Annotated in this window: 13 protein-coding genes and 1 tRNA gene; 4 read left to right on the top strand and 10 right to left on the bottom strand. The window is 72.3% G+C overall.

Annotated features, from left to right (window positions below; translation table 11 throughout):
* Positions 1-5 precede the first annotated feature (5 nt).
* Positions 6-3,815, bottom strand: coding sequence for an AAA family ATPase (locus tag V6R91_RS21125; RefSeq protein WP_336396892.1), 3,810 nt, complete (start codon positions 3,813-3,815; stop codon positions 6-8).
* Positions 3,816-3,886: 71 nt separating this feature from the next.
* On the opposite strand from V6R91_RS21125, the gene V6R91_RS21120 reads away from it, so the two are divergent.
* Together V6R91_RS21120 and V6R91_RS21115 are read left to right on the top strand one after the other, a co-directional pair.
* The gene (locus tag V6R91_RS21120; protein WP_336396891.1) at positions 3,887-6,727 is read left to right on the top strand and encodes a helix-turn-helix transcriptional regulator; all 2,841 of its coding nucleotides are present in this window, start codon (positions 3,887-3,889) and stop codon (positions 6,725-6,727) included.
* A 106-nt stretch (positions 6,728-6,833) separates the two neighbouring features.
* Positions 6,834-8,927 carry a multicopper oxidase family protein gene (locus V6R91_RS21115; protein ID WP_336396890.1) on the top strand — a complete coding sequence of 698 codons (2,094 nt, stop codon included), beginning with the start codon at positions 6,834-6,836 and terminating at the stop codon, positions 8,925-8,927.
* Positions 8,928-8,972: 45 nt separating this feature from the next.
* Here V6R91_RS21115 and V6R91_RS21110 read toward each other — a convergent pair.
* From V6R91_RS21110 to V6R91_RS21100, 3 genes are all read right to left on the bottom strand, one after another.
* A tRNA-Gln gene (locus V6R91_RS21110) sits at positions 8,973-9,044 on the bottom strand.
* Positions 9,045-9,113: 69 nt separating this feature from the next.
* Positions 9,114-10,643 (bottom strand): glutamate--tRNA ligase, encoded by a 1,530-nt coding sequence (gene gltX / locus V6R91_RS21105; protein ID WP_336396889.1) that lies wholly within the window; start codon positions 10,641-10,643, stop codon positions 9,114-9,116.
* On the bottom strand, positions 10,627-11,592 hold the full coding sequence (locus V6R91_RS21100) for a LysR family transcriptional regulator (RefSeq protein ID WP_336396888.1): 966 nt from the start codon (positions 11,590-11,592) through the stop codon (positions 10,627-10,629). The genes gltX and V6R91_RS21100 overlap by 17 nt, the downstream gene beginning before the upstream one ends.
* A gap of 81 nt (positions 11,593-11,673) precedes the next feature.
* Between V6R91_RS21100 and V6R91_RS21095 the strand changes: the two genes are divergently transcribed.
* The gene (locus V6R91_RS21095) at positions 11,674-12,741 is read left to right on the top strand and encodes an aminotransferase class V-fold PLP-dependent enzyme (RefSeq protein ID WP_336396887.1); all 1,068 of its coding nucleotides are present in this window, start codon (positions 11,674-11,676) and stop codon (positions 12,739-12,741) included.
* 4 nt (positions 12,742-12,745) lie between these two features.
* On the opposite strand, the gene V6R91_RS21090 is transcribed toward V6R91_RS21095, so the two are convergent.
* From V6R91_RS21090 to V6R91_RS21070, 5 genes are all read right to left on the bottom strand, one after another.
* The gene (locus V6R91_RS21090; protein WP_336396886.1) at positions 12,746-14,017 is read right to left on the bottom strand and encodes an MFS transporter; all 1,272 of its coding nucleotides are present in this window, start codon (positions 14,015-14,017) and stop codon (positions 12,746-12,748) included.
* A complete protein-coding gene (locus tag V6R91_RS21085; RefSeq protein ID WP_336396885.1) occupies positions 14,010-14,777 on the bottom strand; it encodes a fumarylacetoacetate hydrolase family protein in 768 nt (255 codons plus the stop codon). The genes V6R91_RS21090 and V6R91_RS21085 overlap by 8 nt, the downstream gene beginning before the upstream one ends.
* A 74-nt stretch (positions 14,778-14,851) precedes the next feature.
* Positions 14,852-15,958 (bottom strand): branched-chain amino acid aminotransferase, encoded by a 1,107-nt coding sequence (locus V6R91_RS21080; RefSeq protein WP_336396884.1) that lies wholly within the window; start codon positions 15,956-15,958, stop codon positions 14,852-14,854.
* A 61-nt stretch (positions 15,959-16,019) separates the two neighbouring features.
* On the bottom strand, positions 16,020-17,072 hold the full coding sequence (locus V6R91_RS21075; protein ID WP_336396883.1) for a 3-isopropylmalate dehydrogenase: 1,053 nt from the start codon (positions 17,070-17,072) through the stop codon (positions 16,020-16,022).
* 7 nt (positions 17,073-17,079) lie between these two features.
* Positions 17,080-18,621, bottom strand: coding sequence for an MFS transporter (locus V6R91_RS21070; protein ID WP_336396882.1), 1,542 nt, complete (start codon positions 18,619-18,621; stop codon positions 17,080-17,082).
* A 63-nt stretch (positions 18,622-18,684) separates the two neighbouring features.
* Between V6R91_RS21070 and V6R91_RS21065 the strand changes: the two genes are divergently transcribed.
* Positions 18,685-19,230 (top strand): TetR/AcrR family transcriptional regulator, encoded by a 546-nt coding sequence (locus V6R91_RS21065; protein ID WP_336396881.1) that lies wholly within the window; start codon positions 18,685-18,687, stop codon positions 19,228-19,230.
* Between the two features lie 18 nt (positions 19,231-19,248).
* On the opposite strand, the gene serA is transcribed toward V6R91_RS21065, so the two are convergent.
* Positions 19,249-20,853: a phosphoglycerate dehydrogenase gene (gene serA / locus V6R91_RS21060; protein ID WP_336396880.1), complete on the bottom strand. Its 1,605-nt coding sequence runs from the start codon at positions 20,851-20,853 to the stop codon at positions 19,249-19,251.
* Positions 20,854-20,883: the final 30 nt, after the last annotated feature.

Genomic DNA, 20,883 nt, shown 5'->3' with positions numbered 1-20,883 from the left:
CGCCCTCAGCCCACCACCCCGAGCGAGTCCAGCACACGCCGGGCGTCCGTCCGCAGCCGCTCGTCGGCCGTGGCCTCGGCGAGGGCGAGGCGCAGCAGCGCCGGCTCGTATCCGCCATACGTCCCGGTGTTGAGCAGCAGCCCCTCCCGGGCGGCCACCGCGGCCGGTTCGACGAGCCCCAGGCCCACGAGGATCTGCGCCCGTATGCGGTGCAGGCGGGCGAGCGTGTCCGGTGCCTTCCCCGCGGCAGCGGTGATCGTCCGGTCCACGAGGTCGAGCGCCTCGGCGGATCGCCCATCGGCCGCCAGGGCCTCCGCGTGCGCGGCATCCAGCAGTGCCACCTCCGTCGCCAGGTCCAGACCCGAGAGCACAGCCCGCGCGCGGTCGAAGGACACCCACGCCCGTGCGCGGTCTCCGGACCCGGCCTGGGCACGCGCCTGCTCGCGCAGCGCGAGGCCGACGAGCTCCTCGTCGTCGACACGACGCGCGAGGTGGAGTGCATCGGCAAGCGCAGCGAGCGCCTGCCGGTGACGCCCCTGCGCGACCAGCACGTCCGCCTGGTTGTACAGCGCGGTCGCCTCGTCGGCGTCGTCGCCGAGCCGGTGGAAGCCGGCTGCCGCGCGGGCGAAGGCGTCGATCGCTTCGTTCCAGTCGCCGGCGTTGTACGCGTCGATCGCGAGGTTGTTGAGAGTGAGCGTCTGTCCGCTGAGGTCGCCGAGGCGCATGTAGAGGTCCAGAGCGAGCTGCCCGTACGGGCGGTCCTCGTGAAGCGCCGAGGCTCCATACGACAGGTGGAGGGCGTTGCACGCGTTGGCGAGCACCTCCTCGTCGTGCGAGGCCTCCGCCCACTCGACCGCGCGCCGGCCCCAGCGCACCGCCTGCGCGTCTCGATGCTGCAGGTGGAGGCAGAAGCCGTACCACGTGGCGATGCGGGAGCGGACGGCGTCCGCCGCCCGTCCGTCGACCCCGTCCAGCACCCGCATAGCGCGGGTGAGCTGCGCCAGCGCGGCGCGGTATCTCCCGAGGCGCAGCGTGATGCGCGCCTCCTTGTGCAGCAGGTCGGCCGTGGCGACGGGGTCATCGCGCAGATCGCGCCGCGCGCGTCGCAGCGCGGTGAGGGCACCGGCGGAGTCGCCCGACATGTCGAGGCACTCGCCCAGGGCGACCGCGGCCGCGGAGCGCTCCGCGGGCGGCTCGGGCAGCTGCGCCGCCGCCTCCAGCGCGCGGGCGTAGAACGCCGCGGCCTGGGCGAAGGCGTACTTCGCGCGGGCCTCCTCGCCGGCGCGCAGCGAGTACGACCAGGCTCGGTCGAAGAGTCCGGCCTCATGGAAGTGGAGGCTGAGCAGGTCGGCGCCGGCCGCGGTCCCCGCGGAGGCCTCGAGCGTCACCGCGACGCGCTCGTGCATCCGCCTGCGCAGGCGGAAGGGCAGCCCGGCGTAGGCGACGTCGCGAACCATCGCGTGCCGGAACTCGAGCTCGCCGCCCTCCGACACCCGCACGAACTCGCGAAGGCGGTCGGCGAGGGCATCCGCGGTCACCGGCTCGGCGTGCACCTGCGCCAGCGTGGCCGCATCGAACCGCGCGCCGAGCACCGCCGCGAGCCGCAGCAGCGTGCGGTCGCCGGGCGGGAGCCGGTCGATGTCGACCAGCAGCAGCGCCTCGACGGTTACGGGCAGGTCGCCGGTCACATCGCCGACGTGGACGCTGGCGGCGAGCGAGGTGAGGAACAGCGGGTTGCCCGCGGCACGGTCGGTCATGGCCGCGAGGGTGTGGCGGCTGGGGAGGGCGCCGTCCACCGCCGACTCGAGCAGCTCGAGGGCCGCCTCCGGTGCCACTCCGCCCAGCTCGATCCGGCGATCGCCGTCTTCTCCGATCAGCGGGACATGCCCGGAGGGGATCTCGCGTCGCGTCACGATGACGCACCAGGGGTGTCGCGGCGCCTCTTCCTCCAGGCGGAGGAAGAGCGCAGCGGATGCTTCGTCCATCAGGTGCGCGTCCTCCACGACGAGCACGGCCGGCTGGTCGAGGATCGCGGTGAGGAACTCGGTGGTGACCTGCTCGATGCGGCCACGACGGAACCGTTCCTCCAGCTCGTGGACCTCGCGTGTGACAGGCAGATCCAGATCGAGCGTCGCGCCGAGCAGGGGAAGCCACGGCACCAGGTGAGGCGCCTCGCGGCCCACGGTGCGTGTCAGCATCGCAGCCAGGTCGTCGGGGAGGACGTGCGCCCCGGCGCCGAGCACCTGGCGCAGCAGCATCCCGGCGGCCGCGTACGCGGTCTCGGTGTCGTACGTGCTCAGGGCCACGGCGAGCACCCGGGCGGACGTCGTCCCGACGGCCTCGGAGACCAGACGCGACTTCCCGATCCCCGGCTCGCCCACGACGTCGACGACCGTTCCCCGGGCGTCGGACGCCGATGACACCGCGGCCGTGAGGGCCGCGAGCTCGGCGTCGCGACCCACGAACGGCGTCAGCGACTTCGGCGGCCCGCTGCGGAGTTCGCCGACCACCGCGGCGTGCACCGGTGCGCGCCTCCCCTTCACCGTGAAGGGCGCCAGCGGCTCGGCCTCGAACTCCCGGCTCGATTCGCCGATGACCCGTGCGGTCGCGACCACCTGGCCGGGGCTGCCGCGGCCGAGCAGGCGCGCGGCCAGGTTCACGGCGTCGCCCTTGACCGAGTAGGTGCGACGCCACGGCGGACCCAGGTCTCCGGCGAACACGTGGCCCGAGCTGACTCCGACCCGGATGCTCAGCGTGCCCCGGAAGTCGGCGATCGCGCGGGCGGTGCGCAGCATCCGGTCCCCGTCCCGCCCGGCGCTGCGGGGCGCCCCCGCGGTGAGCATGACCTTGCCGCCGTCCACGGCGATGTCCGACTCGAAGAACGTGGCTCCGTGGTCGAGGCACGCCCGCTGGACGGCGACGATCGCCTCGTGGATCGCGTCGGTCGCGTCCCGGGCGCCGCGGAAGCGCAGCAGGGCGTCGGTGCCCGAGAACTGCACGAACCCGATGGTGACGGGCCGGTGCTCGGGTTCTGCCGCTCCGGCGCGCAGGTGCGCACGGATGCCCGGGGGCAGCGTGCCGGCGACGTCCGGCGTGCCGTCGATCTCGGCGTCGAGGCCGGCGGACGCGGCCGGCGCCGCCTGCGGTCGCGGCGGCGAGCGCAGCAGCCGCCCGACCCCTTCGGACCCGTCGACCGCCACCCCCGCACCGAGCAGCCCTTCCGGCATGGCGGCGGCCGCGGCGGCGCTGAGCAGGATCATCCCCGCCCCGCAGGCCTGCTCCACCTTCGCCAGGTGACTCACCTCCGGGCCGGCGGCGATCAGCTCACGGTGGCTGGCCGGGTCGCCCACGAGGAAGAAGTCGAAGCCGGCGGCGCCGGGGTCGCCGGTGCCGGAGTCGGCGCGGTGGATGCCGATCGACATGCGAAGCGTCCCCGATCCCGACCGCTCCGCCTCGTCGGCGCGCGCGAGGTCGCGCAGGGCCGCCCGCATCCGGTGCGCGGCGCGCGCGGCGCGGACGGTGTGCGCCTCGCCGCGGAGCAGCAGCAGCACGGCGTCACCGCCCCACTTGATGAGGTCGGCCCCCTCTTCCGACGCCGGTTCCAGCAGCGCGGCGAAGGTGCGATCGAGGGTGTCGCTGATGAGCTCGGCGCCGATGCGGCCCCGCCGTGCGAGCCGCTCGGTCAGCCGGGTGAAGCCCGAGATGTCCGCGAACAGCATCGTGCCCGGCAGGCGGCGGTGACGCTGGTCGGGTGCCGAGATCAGCCATTCGGCGACAAGGCGCGATGCATACGGCAACGCGGGATCACGCGACACGGCGCCCTCCGCCTCCTAGACTCACCGCAAGCGTGTCAGAGATTCGCTGTGGGGGCGATGGGGGGCGGTGCATGCGCTCGGCGACCGGCCGGACCGCGACGGGGCGGGAGACCGCCGTCGTGTTCCTCGGTCGCGAGCCCGAGATCACCCGTCTGATCGCCGCCCGCGGCGGAGCCACCGGACGCGTCGTCCTGGTGTTCGGCGAGGGCGGCATCGGCAAGACGTCGCTGATCCGCGCGGCGATGGCGCGGATGCCTGGCACCCACACCGTGCTGTGGGCCTCCGCCGATGCGATGGACCGGCGTCGCGTCCTCGGGCTGCTGCTCGATGCCTTCACGCCGATGCTGACCGACGGCGACCGGCGCCTCGCCGCGCGCCACAACGAGCACGCGATCGGAGAGAGGCTGCTGTCGCTCATCGACATCGCCGCGGCGAATCCGGCCGTGATCGTGCTCGAGGACCTGCAGTGGGCGGATGCCGCCTCGCTCCGTCTCCTCGCGCGGCTGGCGCGGACGCTGGGGCAGCTGCCGCTGCTGATCATCGGCTCGATGCGCACGCAGGCCCGCCACGAGACCTCGCCCGAGCTCGACCACCTCTTGCACATCCTCAGCGAACGGGACCTGCTCGTGCCGGTCGAGCTCGGCCCCCTCACCCCCGAGACGTGCACGGCGATCACCGAGCGGCTGACCGGCGGGCGGATCGGCAGCCTCCTCGAGCGCCATGTCGAGACGGCCGGCGGCAACCCGCTGTTCCTGACCGAGATGATCAGGGCGCTCCTGCGCGACGGCGCGGTGACCGTCGACGACCGGGGCGAGGCGGGAACCGACGCGCCGGTGGGCCCATCACCGTCGCTCGCGACGGTGATGATGCGCCACCTCGGCCATCTGAGCACGCCGACGCGTGAGCTGCTGACCTCCGCCGCGCTGCTGGGCACCCGGTTCTCCGTCACCCAGCTGCGCGTGGTCGTCGGCCGCCCGATGAGCGCGCTGGTGCCGTTGCTGCGAGAGGCGTTCGCCGCCGGTTTCCTGGAGGAGGTGGGCGCAGACCTGCTCGGCTTCCGGCACCAGCTCATCCAGGAGGTGCTGCTGCACGACCTGCCCGCCCCGGTGCGTGCGGAGCTCCGCCGCGAGTTCGCGATCCGACTGGATTCCGCGCACGTCGCGCCGGCCACCGTCGCCGCCCATCTCCTGCAGGCGACGACATCGCCGGAGGATCTGTCGTGGATGCTGCGCCTCGCCGAGGGCGCGGCGGTGAGCGCGCCCGGCACCGCCGCCGAGCTGTGGGGCAGGGTCGTCGAGGAGACCGCGCCGGGTGACCCGCTGAGCGTGCGCGCCATCGCCGGCCTCGCCCGGGCGGAGCTGAGCGCCGGCCACGCCGCGCAGGCGAGCGCACTCGCCGAGAGCGCCCTGCGGCACGACGTCCCCTCCGGCGTGCTGGCGGGCCTGTCGGCGACGTACACGCACGCCCTGATGCAGGAGCACCGCAACGCCGAGGCGCGGGATGAGGCGGAGAGGTACGCCGCGTCGGAGGTGCTGGAGCCGGCCGACCGCGCGGCGCACCTCGCCTTCGCCGGATGGCCGCGCTTCATGCTGGGCGACCTCGACGGGGCGACGCGCCTGGCCCGGGAGGGCGCCGCGATGGCGGCCGCGGTCGGCAACGCGGGCGCCGAGGCCCTCGCTCTCGCGCTGGGCGGGCAGATCGCCGACGTGCGCGGAGACCTCGACGAGGCCACCGCCCTGCTCACGCGGGCCACGGCGGTCGCCGACAGGCATCTGACCTTCGCATCCATCGAGGCGTTCCCGCACGCCCTGCTGGCGCTCGCGCTGACCGACGCCGGGCGCACCTCCGACGTGCTCGAGCTGCTGCAGCGGAGCGTCCGGGCGGCCGAGGAGTTCGGGTATCGCACCGGTGTCCTCGCCGCGCACGCGTTCGGGGCACAGGTGCTCGCGCAGGTCGGGAGTCTGTCGGACACCTGGGCCGAGCTCGAGGCGCACGGCTCGATGGTGGGGTCGATGGATGTGCGCATGAGCGGCCCCATCCTGGGACTGCGGGCGTGCGTGGCGGCCCGCCGGAGCGGACCCGACGCGGCCGGGGAATGGGCGGGGCTTCTCGATCCGGTACCCGATCGGGCCCGGTGGGCGGGACGCGGTCGGAGCTGGATCTGGTCCGGCCTGAGCCAGCGTGCGCACGCCGGCCGCGACGCCGGCCGAGCCTTCGGCGTGCTGCGGGAGGGCTGGCGCGAGCTGCGCGACGGCGACATGCAGATGGACTGCGCGGAGCTGGGTCTGGAACTCGTCCACGTCGCGCGCGTGGTCGCGGACGCCGACGGCCCGCAGCGCACGCCTGCGCTCGCACAGGCTCAGGAGGTGCTCGACGTGCTGACCGCGCTCGCCGACCGCAATCCCGGGGTCGACCACCTTCGCGCGACCGCTCTGGCCGTGCGCGGGCGGGCGACGGGATCGCCGGATCTGCTCGTCGAGGCGTCGCGGATGCTGGCGGGCACGCCCCGGCGAATGCAGCATGCGCGCACGAGCGAGCTGGCGGCGCGCGTGCTCCCTCGCCGGGCCGACGAGCGCCGCGTGCTGGCGGAGGCGGCGTTGCAGTCGTACGGCGAAGCCGGAGCCCATCATGAGATCACGCGGGCCAGGACGGCATTCCGTCGTGCGGGGATTCCCGTGCGCACGCCGCGCCGGCCGCGACCGACGTCCGGGTGGGAGGCTCTCACACGCACGGAGGAGCGCGTCTCGGGACTCGTGGCCACCGGCGCCACCAACCCCGAGATCGCCGAGTCGCTCAGCGTGTCGCGGCGCACGGTCGAGACCCACGTGTCGAACGTCCTGAGCAAGCTCGGTCTCCGATCGCGCACCGAGCTGGCCCTCCTCGTCGCACGGCGCTCCGACGACGCCCGGTAGGTGCCGTCCGCGGTGGTCGCGAACCGGATGTCTTGCCCCGCCGTCGCGGCGGGCGTACCGTGAGCGCGGAGTGACGTCCGCCTGCTCACTGGGGAGGGAGACGGGCATGGGCGCGGTATCGCGGCGCGATTTCCTGCGGATCACGGGTGGGGCAGGCCTGGGCCTGTTCTTCGTCGGGACGGTCGGCGAGGTGCCGTTCCGCATACCCGTCGCGGCGGCCGCCATCCCGGGCGGCACTCTGGATCCCCACGCGGTGACGAAGTACGCCACCGCACTGCTGATCCCGCCGGTGATGCCGCGCACGGGGACGATCAGCCGGCGCGGCGGGAAGCCCATCGACGTGTACGAGATCTCGGTGCGGCAGTTCGAGCAGCAGATCCTTCCGGCCGGCATGCCGGCGACGACGGTGTGGGGTTACGGACCGGTCGACGGCCGGGGGCGCGACCCGCTCCTCATCCACAACGCCCCGTCGCTGACGATCGAGGCACGCGTCGACAGGCCGGCGCGCATCACCTGGATCAACGATCTCGTCCGCGCGGGCGGGGCGTACCTTCCGCATCTCCTGCCCGTCGACCCGACGCTGCACTGGGCGAATCCGCCGGGCGGCGTCGACGGCCGCGATTCCCGGCCGATGCACCAGGCCACCCCCGGCCCATACACCGGCCCCGTGCCCATCGTCACCCACGTCCACGGCGCGATCGACGTCGGCGACGAGAGCGACGGGTACGCCGAGGCCTGGTATCTGCCCGACGCCGGGGACATCCCCGAGGGCTACGCGACGACGGGCACCTGGTACGACTTCTTCGCGAGCAAGGCCGCCGCGCGGTTCGACACGCACTGGGAACCGGGATCGGCGACGTCCCAGTATCCGAACACGGGCAGAGCGGCCACGACGTGGTACCACGACCATGCGCTCGGGATGACCCGGCTGAACGTCTACGCGGGGCCGGCGGGATTCTTCCTCCTCCGCGGCGGGCCGGGTGGCGACGACGCCGTGACCGATGCCCGAACGGGCGCCCGAGCCGAGCTTCCGGGACCCGCGCCCCGCGAGGGCGACAAGTTCCCGCCGAACAAGCCGTACCGCGAGATCCCGCTTGCGATCCAGGACAGGGCCTTCGACTCCGACGGCTCGCTGTTCTACCCCGACACCCGGGCGTTCTTCGACGGGGTGGCCGGGCCGTACCTGCCGGACTCCGACATCTCGCCCATCTGGAACCCGGAGTTCTTCGGCAACGCGATCATCGTCAACGGGAACACGTGGCCGTTCCTGGAGGTCGAACAGTGCCGCTACCGCTTCCGGGTGCTCAACGGGTGCCAGTCGCGATTCCTCGTGCTCGACTTCAGCGGGATCCCAGGCGTCGAGGTGTGGGCGATCGGCAACGACGGCGGACTTCTCGCCGCCCCCGTCGACCTGACGTCGACGAACGGCGGTCGCCTGCTGATGAGTCCCGCGGAGCGCGCCGACCTGATCGTCGACTTCTCGAACACTCCCGAGGGCGCGCACGTGCTGGCCAACGTGGGGCCGGACGAGCCCTTCTCCGGCGGGGAGGCGCCGGACGCGTTCGACGTGGCCGATCCCGAGACGACGGGTCAGATCATGCAGTTCCGCGTCGGGCCGGTCCGCTCGCCGGATCACTCCACTGCGCCCCGGTGGCTCCAGCTGCCGTCGCTGCCCCCGCCGCCCACAGCGACGGTCACCCGGCGGCTGGCGCTCATCGAGCGCATGTCGGAGTTCTTCCCCGACGCGCCGGCGGAGGCCCTGCTCGGCACGGTGGCGGGTGACCCGGCTACGGGTCCTGCCGGGTACACCTCGCACGCCTGGGCGGATGAGATCACCGAGAACCCCGACGTCGGAGACGTGGAGATCTGGGAGCTGTACAACGCCACGGGCGACGCGCATCCGGTGCACGTGCACGAAGTCGCCTTCGAGGTCGTGGACCGCCAGGCGATCATCGTGGACGAGGAAGCCGGGACCGTCCAGCTGGTGCCCGGGACCACCAGGGCCGCCGAGCCCTGGGAGAGCGGCGTCAAGGACACCGTCATCTCGTATCCCGGTGAGGTCACCCGGTTGCGGATCACGTTCGACACGCCCGGGCAGTACGTGTGGCATTGCCACATCGTCGAGCACGAGGACAACGAGATGATGCGGCCCTACCGGATCGGGCCTGTGCAGCCGGGGCAGCCGATGCCGCACCACTAGGCGGCGAAACACGAAACCCCCGGTCATCCGGGGGTTTCTTCACTGCTGGGGTACCTGGACTCGAACCAAGAACAACTGAACCAGAATCAGCCGTGTTGCCAATTACACCATACCCCAAGGCTGTGGGCCGAAGCCGTGCCGAGGATAGAGTCTACGCGACCCCGGCACGTGCTCCAAACCGAGGCGTCACCCGCGCGCGTCGGCGAGCGCGCCGAGCCGGCGGACCGACTCGGCCTTGCCGAGCAGCTCCATCGACTCGAAGAGCGGCGGCGATACGCGACGCCCGCTCACCGCGACGCGCAGCGGCCCGTATGCGACGCGGGGCTTGAGTCCGAGGCCGCCGTCCGCCACCGGCGCGACGAGCGCGGCGGCGAGGGCGTCCTGCACCGCCGCCGCGGTGAAGGCGGTGTCGGGCACACCCTCCAGAGCCGCCACCGAGGCGCGGAGGACCTCGGTCGCGTTCGCGGGCAGCGAGGCGAGGGCGTCGTCCTGGTACGTCACGCGGTCGGTGAACAGGAAGCCGAGCAGGCCCGGCGCGTCGCCCAGCAGCTGCATCCGCTCCTGCACGAGCGGAGCCGCCGCGACGAGCATCGCCTGCTCCGCGGGAGTCGGCGACTTCTCCACCACACCCGCGGCTGCGAGGTACGGCACCAGGCGCGCAGTGAAGTCCTCGGGCCGCAGCATCCGGATGTGGTCGCCGTTGATCGACTCGGCCTTCTTCTGGTCGAAGCGCGCCGGGTTGGGGTTCACGTCGACGATGTCGAAGGCCGCGACGAGCTCCTCGAGCGAGAACACGTCGCGGTCGTGGCTGATCGACCAGCCGAGGAGCGCCAGGTAGTTCAGCAGCCCCTCGTGGATGAAGCCGCGCTCCCGCTGGAGGAAGAGGTCGGCCTTGGGGTCCCGCTTGGAGAGCTTCTTGTTGCCCTCCTCTCCGAGCACGAGCGGCATGTGGGCGAAGCGCGGGATGAACGTCGTGACGCCCGCGTCCACGAGCGCGGAGTACAGCGCGAGCTGGCGCGCGGTGGACGGCATGAGGTCTTCGCCCCGGATCACGTGCGTGATGCCCATGAGCGCGTCGTCGACCGGGTTCACGAACGGGTACAGCGGCACGCCGCCGGCCCGCACGAGCACGAAGTCGGGGAACGAGCCGGCGGGGAACGTCACCTCGCCGCGGATGAGGTCGACGTAGGTGAGGTCCTCGTCGGGGACGCGCAGCCGCCACGCCGGCTCGCGCCCTTCAGCGCGGTACGCCGCCTTCTGCTCGTCGGTCAGGTCCCGGTCGAAGTTGTCGTAGCCGAGCTGCTTGGCGCGGCCGTTCGCCTCGTTGCGCGCGTCGATCTCTTCCGGCGTGGAGTAGCTCTCGTAGACGGCACCCGAGGCGATGAGCTTGTCGAGCACCTCGCGGTAGATGTGGTGACGCTGCGACTGACGATAGGGAGCGTGCGGTCCGCCGACCTCGACCCCCTCGTCCCAGTCGATCTCGAGCCAGCGCAGCGCGTCGAGCAGCTGCTGGTAGCTCTCCTCGCTGTCGCGCGCCGCGTCGGTGTCTTCGATGCGGAACACGAGCTTCCCGCCGTTGTGGCGCGCGTAGGCCCAGTTGAACAGCACGGTGCGGATGAGTCCCACGTGCGGGAGACCGGTCGGCGACGGGCAGAAGCGGACGCGGACGTCCGCTCCGGTGGCGGTGGTGGTGCGGGGATCAGGCGAAGAGGACATCGCCACCGAGTTTAGTTGCCCCGATCAGGCGGCCGAGCGCCGCCAGCGTCGCGCGCACGGCCGGCACGCGGTCCGCGCCGCGCGCGGTCACCGTGTGGATGGTCCGCTGCTCACCCGCCGGCAGCGGCACGATCGCGACGCCGGGCAGGCGAGGAAAGGAGTCCACGGCCATGCGGGGCAGCGTGGCGACCCCGATCCCCTGTGCGACGAGCCCCTCGACGGCGACGACGTTGTCGGTCTCGAAGGCGATGCGCGGCGCGAAGCCCGCACGACCGCAGAGCTCCAGCAGATGGCCCCGGCAGCGGGGACACCCCGCGATCCAGTCCGCATCGGCGAGGGCGGCGATGTCGAGCTCGCCGGAGCCGGCGGCCGGGTGGCCGGCCGGAAGGACCCCGACCAGCGGATCGGTGCCGGCCGTGCGCACCGCGAGTCCGCGTGCGCTGGAGCCGTGCGGGTCGTCGCGGTCGCCGGGGTAGCTGAACGTGAGTGCGATGTCGGTGCGGTCCCCGCGCACGGCGTCCACCGCCTCCGGAGGCTCCGCCTCGACATACGTCAGCGAGATCCCCGGATGCCGCTGTGCGAGGTCGGCGAGGAGCCGCGGCACGATCGTGGGAGACGCCGACGGGAACCCCATCAGCCGCACGCGCGCGGAGCGCAGGCCTCGCAGCTCGGCGAGCTCGCCGGCCGCGGCATCCAGCGCCGTCGTCACCGCCGTCGCATGCCGGGCCAGGACTCGGCCGGCGTCGGTCAGGCGGACGCTTCGTCCCACCCGCTCGACGACCGCGACACCCAGCCGCTGCTCGAGGCGCTTGATCTGCTGGCTCACGGCAGGCTGGCTGTAGCCGAGCGACGTGGCGGCGCCGGTGATCGAGCCCGCGTCGGCGATCGCTCTCACGACGCGCAGCTCGCGGGCGTCGAAGCCGGGTTCGCCATCGGTGGTGCCGCTCATCCGTCAAGCATAAGTCGACGTTATGAGTCGCATGAATCACCTGCTCTAGACGCACGGGATCGACCAGCGCACCCTGGTGGCATGCCTGCCACCACCGCCCCCTCGCCGCTGGATGCCGCACGTCGGGCTTTCGACGGCGGTCGCGGCTACCTCGCCGCGTGCACGGTCGGCCTGCCGACCCGCGCTGCGCGCGAAGCGATCCTCGCGGATCTCGCGACCTGGGCCGAGGGCCGACCCGACATCGCGGCATACTCCGCGGCCGTCGAGCGCTCGCGTGCGCTGTTCGGGGGCCTGGTCGGGGTGGGTGCCGAGCGGGTGGCCATCGGCTCGCAGGCGTCCGTCGCCGCCGCGCTCGTGGCCTCGGCCCTCCCCGACGGCGCGGAGGTCCTGGTGCCCGCCGGCGAGTTCTCGTCGATCGTGCTGCCGTTCGTCCACGCAGGCCGGGGCATCCGCGTCCGCACCGCCCCGCTGGCGGACCTGGCCGCGCACGTGCGTCCCACCACGACGCTCGTCTCGTTCGCCCTGGTGCAGTCGGCGACCGGTGAGGTGGCGGATGCCGCCGCGATCGCCGCGGCAGCTGCGGAGCACGGGGTGCTCACTCTGTGCGATGCGACCCAGGCGGTCGGCTGGCTCGGAGTGGAGGCATCCGCCTTCGACGCCGTCGTCTGCCACGCCTACAAGTGGCTGTGCGCGCCGCGCGGCGTGTCGTTCCTGACCGTGTCGGATCGGCTGCGGGACCGGATGCGCCCCGCCCAGGCCGGGTGGTACGCCGGCGACGACCCCTGGTCGTCGTGCTACGGCGCCGAGGTCGACCTGGCGCCGGATGCACGCCGGTTCGACGTCTCCCCCGCCTGGCAGGCGTTCGTGGGCGCCGCGCCCGCGCTCGAGCTGTTCGCCGCGCTCGACCCACTGCCGCTGCACGCGCACGCCACCGGGCTCGCCGCGGCGTTCCGCGACGGGCTGGGCATCGCGCAGCCCGAGCGGGCGTCGGCCATCGTCACCTGGGATGACCCCGGCGGCGGCGAGCTGGCCCGGCTGACGACCGCCGGGATCACCGCGTCGGGACGCGCGGGCAGAGCCCGCGTCGCCTTCCACGTGTTCAACGACGCCGACGACGTCGACGACGCGCTGGCGGCGCTGGGCCGCTGAGTGCTCAGCCGGCGGCAGCCGGACGTGTGGACGCGCGCCATCCGAGCGGGGCGAGCAGCACCGACGCGGCGACGAGGGCCAAGACCACCAGCGCGAGTCCGCCGTACCCGATCCCGCCGAGCACTGCGCCCGCGATGATCGCGCCGACGCCGCCCACGATGCTCATGGTGAAGTCGCTGAAACCCTGACGGCGCGTCCGCAGCTCCTCTGACGACGACTCGGTGAGGAGGGTGGACCCCGCGACCGTGGACGCGCTCCAGCCGAGGCCGAGCAGCACGAGGGCGACGGTCACGGCCGTGGTCGAGCTCTGGCCGAACGACGCCGTGAGCAGGGCCGCCGCGAGGAGCGCCTGGCCCACGAGGATGGTCGCGACGCGCCCGACGCGGTCGGCGAGGATGCCGAAGACGGGCGAGAGCACGTACATGCCGGCGATGTGGAGGCTGATCGTCAGTCCGATGATCGACAGCGTGGCCGCCTCGGTGGCACCGTGCGTGAGGTGCGTGAGGTGGACCGGCGTCATGGCCATGATCGACACCATCGTGCCGTGGGCGGCGGCCACGGCGAAGATCGCGTAGCGTGCGGCCACCGGCCGGTCGGCCCGCGCGATCGGGCGGCTGCCGGCGGGAGCGGATGCCACCACCCGCTGGGCCAGCAGCAGCGGGTCCGGCCGCATAGCGACGAGGTACACGACGATCGCGAGGCCCTGCGCGACGAGCGTGAACAGGTACGCCCCCGTCAGCGGCGGCATCCCGATCGCGGCGCCGACGATCTCGCCCGGCCCGGTGAGGTTCGGGCCGAGCACGGCTCCGATCGTGGTCGCCCACACCACGATCGAGAGGTCGCGCCCGCGCGACGCGTCGGTCGCGAGGTCGGCGGCGGCGAAGCGCGACTGCAGGTTCGCCGCCTGCCCCGCGCCGATGACGAGGAAGCCGGCGAGCAGCAGCGGGAAGGCATCGACGGCGACGGCGGCGATCACGAGCCCGACGCCGACGAGCGCGACGGCCATGCCCGTGGTGAGCGACAGGCGTCGTCCGCGCCGCCTCGCGATCGCGGCGAGGGGCACGGCCGTGAGCGCCGTGCCGAACGTCACCGCGGCCGCCGCCAGTCCCGAGAACGCCTCGTCGCCCGAGAGCTCGGCGGCGAGGACGGCGCCCAGCGACAGCGTCGCACCGAACGCGAGTCCCCCGAGCACCTGCCCGAGCGAGAGCACCGCGACGGTGCGCCGCTGCACGCGCGCCACGTCGTCGGCGCCGGGCAGGAGCAGGGCCTCAGGCATCGCGCGCGGGATTGCGGAGCGTTCCGAGCCCCGTGATCTCGACCTCGACGGTGTCGCCCGCGGTGATCTGGCCCACGCCGGCGGGCGTGCCGGTGAGGATGACGTCGCCGGGGAGGAGCGTGAACGCCGCGGAGGCGTACGCGATGATGTCGGCGAGCGAGAAGATCATGTCGCTGATCGGACCCTGCTGACGCACCTCGCCGTTGAGCCGCGTCGTGATGACGGCGGGCCCGTTCACATCGAACTCGGTCTCGATGGCGGGACCGAGCGGGCACGACGAGTCGAACCCCTTCGCGCGCGCCCACTGCCCGTCGGACTTCTGCCAGTCGCGCGCGGTCAGGTCGTTGGCGATGGTGTAGCCGAAGACGTAGTCCAGCGCGTTCTCGGCCGGCACGTTCTTGGCGATCCGGCCGATGACCGCCGCGAGCTCGCCCTCGAAGCTGATGAAGTCCGACCCCTTCGGAAGCATCACGCTGTCGCCGGGACCGATCACCGACGTGTTCGGCTTGAAGAACAGCATCGGCGCCTGCGGCACGTCGTTGCCGAGCTCGGCCGCGTGCTCGCGGTAGTTGCGGCCCACGCAGACCACCTTCGAGCGCGGGATCACGGGCGCCAGCAGCGCGACGTCGGCGAGCGGGACACGCTCCCCCGTCGTCTCGTAGCCCGCGAACATCGGGTCGCCCGCGAGGACGACCATCTCGCCCTCGTCGACGATTCCGAACCTGATGGCGTCGTTGTGGCTGAAGCGCGCGATCCTCACCCGCTCAGCCTAGCGATGCCCCGGACGCGCGAAGCCCCCGGCCGCGCGTGCGGCGGGGGCTTCGCGATCGGGTCTCAGCTGTCCAGGCGCAGGAGCCAGCCGTGCTTGTCCTCGCGACGCCCGTACTGGATGTCGGTCAGCTCCTCGCGCAGCGACAGCGCGAGCTCGCCCGTCGGCTGCTCGTCGACGAAGTCCTTGCCCTTGAGCAGGCCGATCGGCGTGACGACCGCGGCGGTGCCGCACGCGAACACCTCGACGATGTCGCCGGATGCCACGCCCTGGCGCCATTCGTCGAACGAGACGGCGCGCCCCTCGACCCGGTGACCGCGGTCGCGGGCCAGCTGCAGGATCGAGTCGCGGGTGATGCCCTCGAGGATCGAGTCGGACTGCGGCGTCACGAGCGTGCCGTCTTTGAAGACGAACACGACGTTCATGCCGCCGAGCTCCTCGACATTGCGGTCCTGATCGAGGAACACCACCTGATCGCACTCGTTCTCGTAGGCCTCGGACTGCGGCAGGAGGCTGGCGGCGTAGTTGCCGCCGGTCTTGGCCGCACCCGTGCCGCCCTTGCCGGCGCGGGCGTAGTCCTCGCTGAGCCAGATCGAGACCGGCTGCACGCCGCCCTTGAAGTAGGCGCCGGCGGGCGAGGCGATGACGTAGTAGCCGACCTTGTGCGCCGGCCGCACACCGAGGAACGCCTCTTTGGCGAACATGAACGGACGCAGGTAGAGGCTCTGGTCGTCGCCGGAGGGAACCCAGTCGCCGTCCACGGCGATGAGCTCGCGCAGGGACTGGATGAAGTACGGCACTGGGAGCTCGGGCAGCGCGAGCCGGCGCGCCGACCGCTGGAGGCGGCGGCCGTTCTGATCGGGGCGGAACGTGTGGATCGAGCCGTCCGCGTGACGGTACGCCTTGATGCCCTCGAAGATCTCCTGCCCGTAGTGGAGCACCGCCGCGGCCGGGTCGAGCGACAGCGGGCCGTACGGCTGGACGCGCGGGCGGTGCCAGCCGCCGCCGGTGGACCAGCAGATGTCGACCATGTGATCGGTGAAGTTCGTGCCGAAGCCGGGGTTGGCGAGGATCTCCTCGCGCTGCTGCGGGGTCTTGGCCTGCAGGTTGCGGTGGACGCTGAACTCGAGCGGGGCGAGTCCGGTGTCGGGATCGGAATCGATGAGGGTCATGACGGCCTGTGCTTTCGTGCGGATCGCTCCGCGAGGAGGGACGGCGCTTGCCGGTTCCAGGTTACGCCTGGAGTCGCCCGGCGATCGCGTCGCCGATGTGCGCGGTGGGGCGGAAGGCGGCGCCCCGGGTCGCGATGTCCTCTTCGACAGCCGTGGTGACGCGCTGTGCCTCGTCGGGCAGCCCGAGGTGGTCGAGCAGCAGCGAGACGGAGAGGATCGCGGCCGTGGGATCGGCCTTCTGCTGTCCTGCGATGTCGGGCGCCGATCCGTGCACGGGCTCGAACATCGAGGGGAACGCGCCGTCGGGGTTGATGTTGCCCGAAGCGGCGAGGCCGATGCCACCGGTGACGGCTCCGGCCAGGTCTGTGAGGATGTCGCCGAAGAGGTTGTCGGTGACGATCACGTCGAAGCGGCCCGGGTTCGTGACCAGATAGATGGTGGCCGCGTCGACGTGGACATAGTCTACGGTCACGTCCGGGTGCTCCTGCGCCACCTCGTCCACCAGCCGCTTCCAGATGCCGCCGGCGTGGACCAGCACGTTCGTCTTGTGCACCAGCGTGAGCTTCCGGCGGCGACGCTCGGCGAGCTCGAACGCGTAGCGGACGACGCGCTCCACGCCGAAGGCGGTGTTCACCGACGTCTCGTTCGCGACCTCGTGCGGGGTGCCGGTGCGGATCGATCCCCCGTTGCCGACGTACGGGCCCTCGGTCCCCTCGCGGACGACGACGAAGTCGATGTCGCCGGGCTCGGCGAGCGGCCCGGGCACGCCGGGGTAGAGCTTCGACGGACGGAGGTTCACATAGTGGTCGAGCTCGAAGCGCAGCGTGAGCAGCAGCCCGCGCTCGATGTTGGCGTCCTTCAGGCGGGGGTCGCCCGGCACTCCCCCGACGGCGCCGAGCAGGATCGCGTCGTGCGCCTTGATCGAGGCGAGGTCGTCGGCGGTGAGCGTGTCGCCGGTGTCGAGGAACCGCGTCGCCCCCAGCGAGAAGCGCGTCTTCTCGAAGCGGATGGCGCTCCGCGCGGTCACCGCGTCCAGCACCTTCTCCGCCTCGGCGATGACCTCGGGACCGATGCCGTCACCCGGGATGACGGCCAGCTTCACGACACGCGACATGGTGCTCCTACGACTTGTGGCGGGACCCTCCCAGGGTAGTGGCCGCGATGACCCCGGCGATGACGACCAGGGCCGCCCCGATGAGCGCGGTGACGGTCACCCCGGCGTCGAAGGCCGCGGCGGCCGCCTCGAACAGTGCCGCACCGGTGCTTCCGCCGAGCTCGCCGGCCGCGTGCACCGCACCGGCCAGGGTCTCGGACGCGGCCGCGGCCGCGGCATCCGGAATCCCCTCGGGGATGATGAGATTGGTGCGATAGAGCGCCGTGAGGATGCCGCCCAGCATGGTGGTGCCGAGCACCGCGCCCAGCTCGTACGCCGTCTCGGAGACCGCGCTCGCGGCTCCCGCCTTCGCCGGCGGCGCGCTCGAGAGGACCAGCTCGTTCGAGACGGTCTCCGCGGCGCCGATGCCGATGCCGAGCGAGATGAAGGCCGCCACGAGCGCCCCGATGCTCTCGGGTCCGGTGGCGAAGGCCACCGCGATGTACCCCGCGACGGAGAACACCAGCGCCACCGGCACGACGATGCGTGCAGGCCACCTCTTCGCGATCGGCACGACCACGAGTCCGGCCACGATCATCATCGCAAGACCGGGAACGAGCGCGAGACCCGCCTGCATCGGCGAGAGACCGACGATCAGCTGCAGGTGCTGCGCCACGAAGAACAGGAAGCCGACGAGCGCGATGACGCTGAGAAGGTTGACCATGAGCGCGCCGCTGAAGCTCCCCCGGCGGAACAGGCGCATGTCGAGCATCGGCGTGCGCGTGCGCAGCTGTCGCCGCACGAAGAGCACGCCGAAGGCCAGCCCGGCGAGCATCGGCAGCCACGCCGCGACCGCGAAGCCGTGCACCGCGAGCTCCTTGATGCCGAAGACGATGGGGATCATCGTCGCCATCGAGAGCGCGATGCTGAGCGGGTCGATGCGGCCCGGCTTCGGGTCGCGGCTCTCGGGCACGAGCAGGGGCGCCAGCACCAGGAGCGGGATGAGCACGGGCACCGAGAGCAGGAACACGGATCCCCACGAGAAGTGCTCCAGCAGCAGACCGCCCACGATCGGGCCGAGCGCCGCGCCCGCCGAGAACATCGCGGCCCACACCGCGATCGCCAGCCGCCGCTGGTCGCGGTCGGTGAAGATGCTGCGCAGCAGCGACAGCGTGGACGGCATCAGCATCGCGCCGAACACGCCCATCCCCGCCCGCGCGGCGATCAGCCATGCGGCACTCGGTGCGAAGGCGGCGAGCACGGACACCGCGGCGAACCCGGTCGCGCCGAGGAGCAGCATCCGGCGTCGTCCGAACCGGTCGCCGAGCGTGCCCATGGTCACCAGCAGGCCGGCGAGCACCAGCGGATAGGCGTCGATGATCCACAGCTGCTGCGCGCTGGTCGGTCCCATCTCCAGCGCGATCGACGGCAGCGCGAAGCTGAGCACCGTGTTGTCGACCGAGACGAGGAGCACCGGCAGCATGAGCACGACGAGCGCGGCCCAGCCGCGCCGGCCGACCCTGCGACCCTGGGCGTCGGCGAGCGAGAGTTCTTGAGTGAGTGTCATCATTTCTATACCGTCCAGCCGGTATAGTAACAGGATGCTGCCTGCGCTGTCGATACGATCGACGCCATGAGTCGCCCTCCCCTCGCCCGCGAGAAGGTGCTCGACGCCTTCGAGCAGATCCTCATCGAAGAGGGCGAGCGCGCCGCGACGATGGATGCCACCGCGCGCGCTGCGGGCGTGTCGAAGGGCGGGCTGCTCTACCACTTCGGCACCAAAGAGGCCCTCGAGTCGGCGATCATCGACCGCCTGCAGACCCTGGTGGCGGAGGATGTCGCCGTGATGATCGCGGCCTCGGAGGGGCCGATCGCGTACTTCCTGCGCACATCGGTGATGGCCAACGACCCCATCGACCGCGCGATCCTCGCGACGTCTCGCCTCGCGCAGGGCGGAGACGCCGCGGCCAGCGACGCGCTGCGCGACGTGCGCGAGCAGTGGGCGGCGGCTCTTCGGCCCCACACGAAGGACGCGGTGGCACTCGACCTGGTGATGCTGGTGAGCGACGGGCTCTACTTCAACAACGCGCTCTCGGGCGGCTCGATCCCGGGGCCCGTCCCCCGCGGCCCTGCGCTCGACGCGCTCATCGCCCTCGTCGAGGACGCCACGCGGCGGTAGCGGCCCTCCGCGCGCCGCTCAGTCCTCGGTGACCTCGATGCGGCGGAACAGGTCGGCACCCACCGCTTCACGCATCTCGTCGAGAAGGCCCTCGGGAACCGGCGAATCGACGGTGAGCACCGAGAGGGCGCGACCGCTGGCGTCGGCCTGCGCGACCTGGAGTCCCGCGATGTTGATGCCGGCGCTGCCGAGCTTCTGGCCGTAGATCGCGACGATGCCGGGGCGGTCGGCGTAGCGCATGACGAGGTGGTGACGCTCGATGGGCACCTCGATCTCGTAGCCGTTGATGCCGACCACCTTGGGCACCATGCGCGTGCCGGCGAGCGTGCCCGCGACCGTGAGGACCGAGCCGTCGGCGAGCGTGCCGCGGAGGATCGTGATGTTGCGGTACAGCGGGCTCTCGGACTCGACGATCAGCCGGGTCTCGATGCCGCGCTGCTCGGCGAACAGCGGCGCGTTGACGTACGAGACGTTCTCGCTGACGACGTTCGCGAGGATGCCCTTGAGCGCGGCGAGGCGGTACACGCTCACGTCGTAGGCCGCCAGCTCGCCGCGCACCTCGATGTCGAGGCTGGTCAGCGCGCTGTGGGCGAGGCCGGTGAAGAACTGCCCGAGCTGCTCGACCAGCGAGATGCCGGGACGCACGAAGGGGTCGATGACGCCGCCGGCGACGTTCACGGCGTCGGGCACCAGGTCGCCCTCGAGGGCGAGCTTGACCGACTTGGCGACCGAGACGCCCGCCTTCTCCTGCGCCTCGTCGGTCGAGGCGCCCAGGTGCGGTGTCACGACGACGTTGGGGAGGCTCAGGAGCGGGAAGGCGGTGCCGTCCTCGGCGGGGGGCTCGCTGGTGAACACGTCGAGACCCGCGCCGGCGATCTCGCCGTCGGTGAGGGCGGTGTGCAGGGCCTCCTCGTCGATGAGGCCGCCGCGGGCGACGTTGACGACGAACGCGGTCTTCTTCATGAGGCGGAACTGCTCGGCGCCGATCATGCCCGTCGTCTCGGGGGTCTTGGGCATGTGGATCGTGACGAAGTCGCTCTGGGCGAGCAGGTCGTCGAGCTCGAGCAGCTGCACGCCGAGCTGCTGGGCGCGCGTCGGGGTGACGTAGGGGTCGTACGCGACGACGCTCACCCCGAAGGCCTGCAGGCGCGCGGCGATGAGCGCGCCGATGCGGCCGAGGCCGATGATGCCGACCGTCTTCTCGAAGAGCTCGGTGCCGGTGTACGCGCTGCGCTTCCACTGCCCGGCGGCCAGCGACGCATGCGCGGCGGGGATGCGCCGGGCGAGGCTGAGGATGTGCCCCACCGTCAGCTCCGCGGCCGAGATGATGTTCGACGTCGGCGCGTTGACCACCATGACGCCGGCGGTGGTCGCCGTCTTGATGTCGACGTTGTCGAGCCCCACGCCCGCGCGGGCGACGACCTTCAGCACGGGCGCCGCCGCGATCGCCTCGGCGTCGATCTTCGTCGCCGAGCGGATCAGCACGGCGTTCGCGTCGGCGAGGGCCGACAGCAGGGCCGGCCGGTCGGTGCCGTCGACGTAGCGCACGTCGAAGTCGGGACCCAGGGCGTCGATCGTGGCGGGAGAGAGCTCTTCGGCGATGAGGACGACAGGCTTCGGCACGGGTGTTCCTTCGGGGCGGTGCGCGAGCGC

This window comes from Microbacterium sp. CCNWLW41, assembly GCF_037083505.1.
This window is presented reverse-complemented; position numbering and strand designations above follow the sequence as displayed.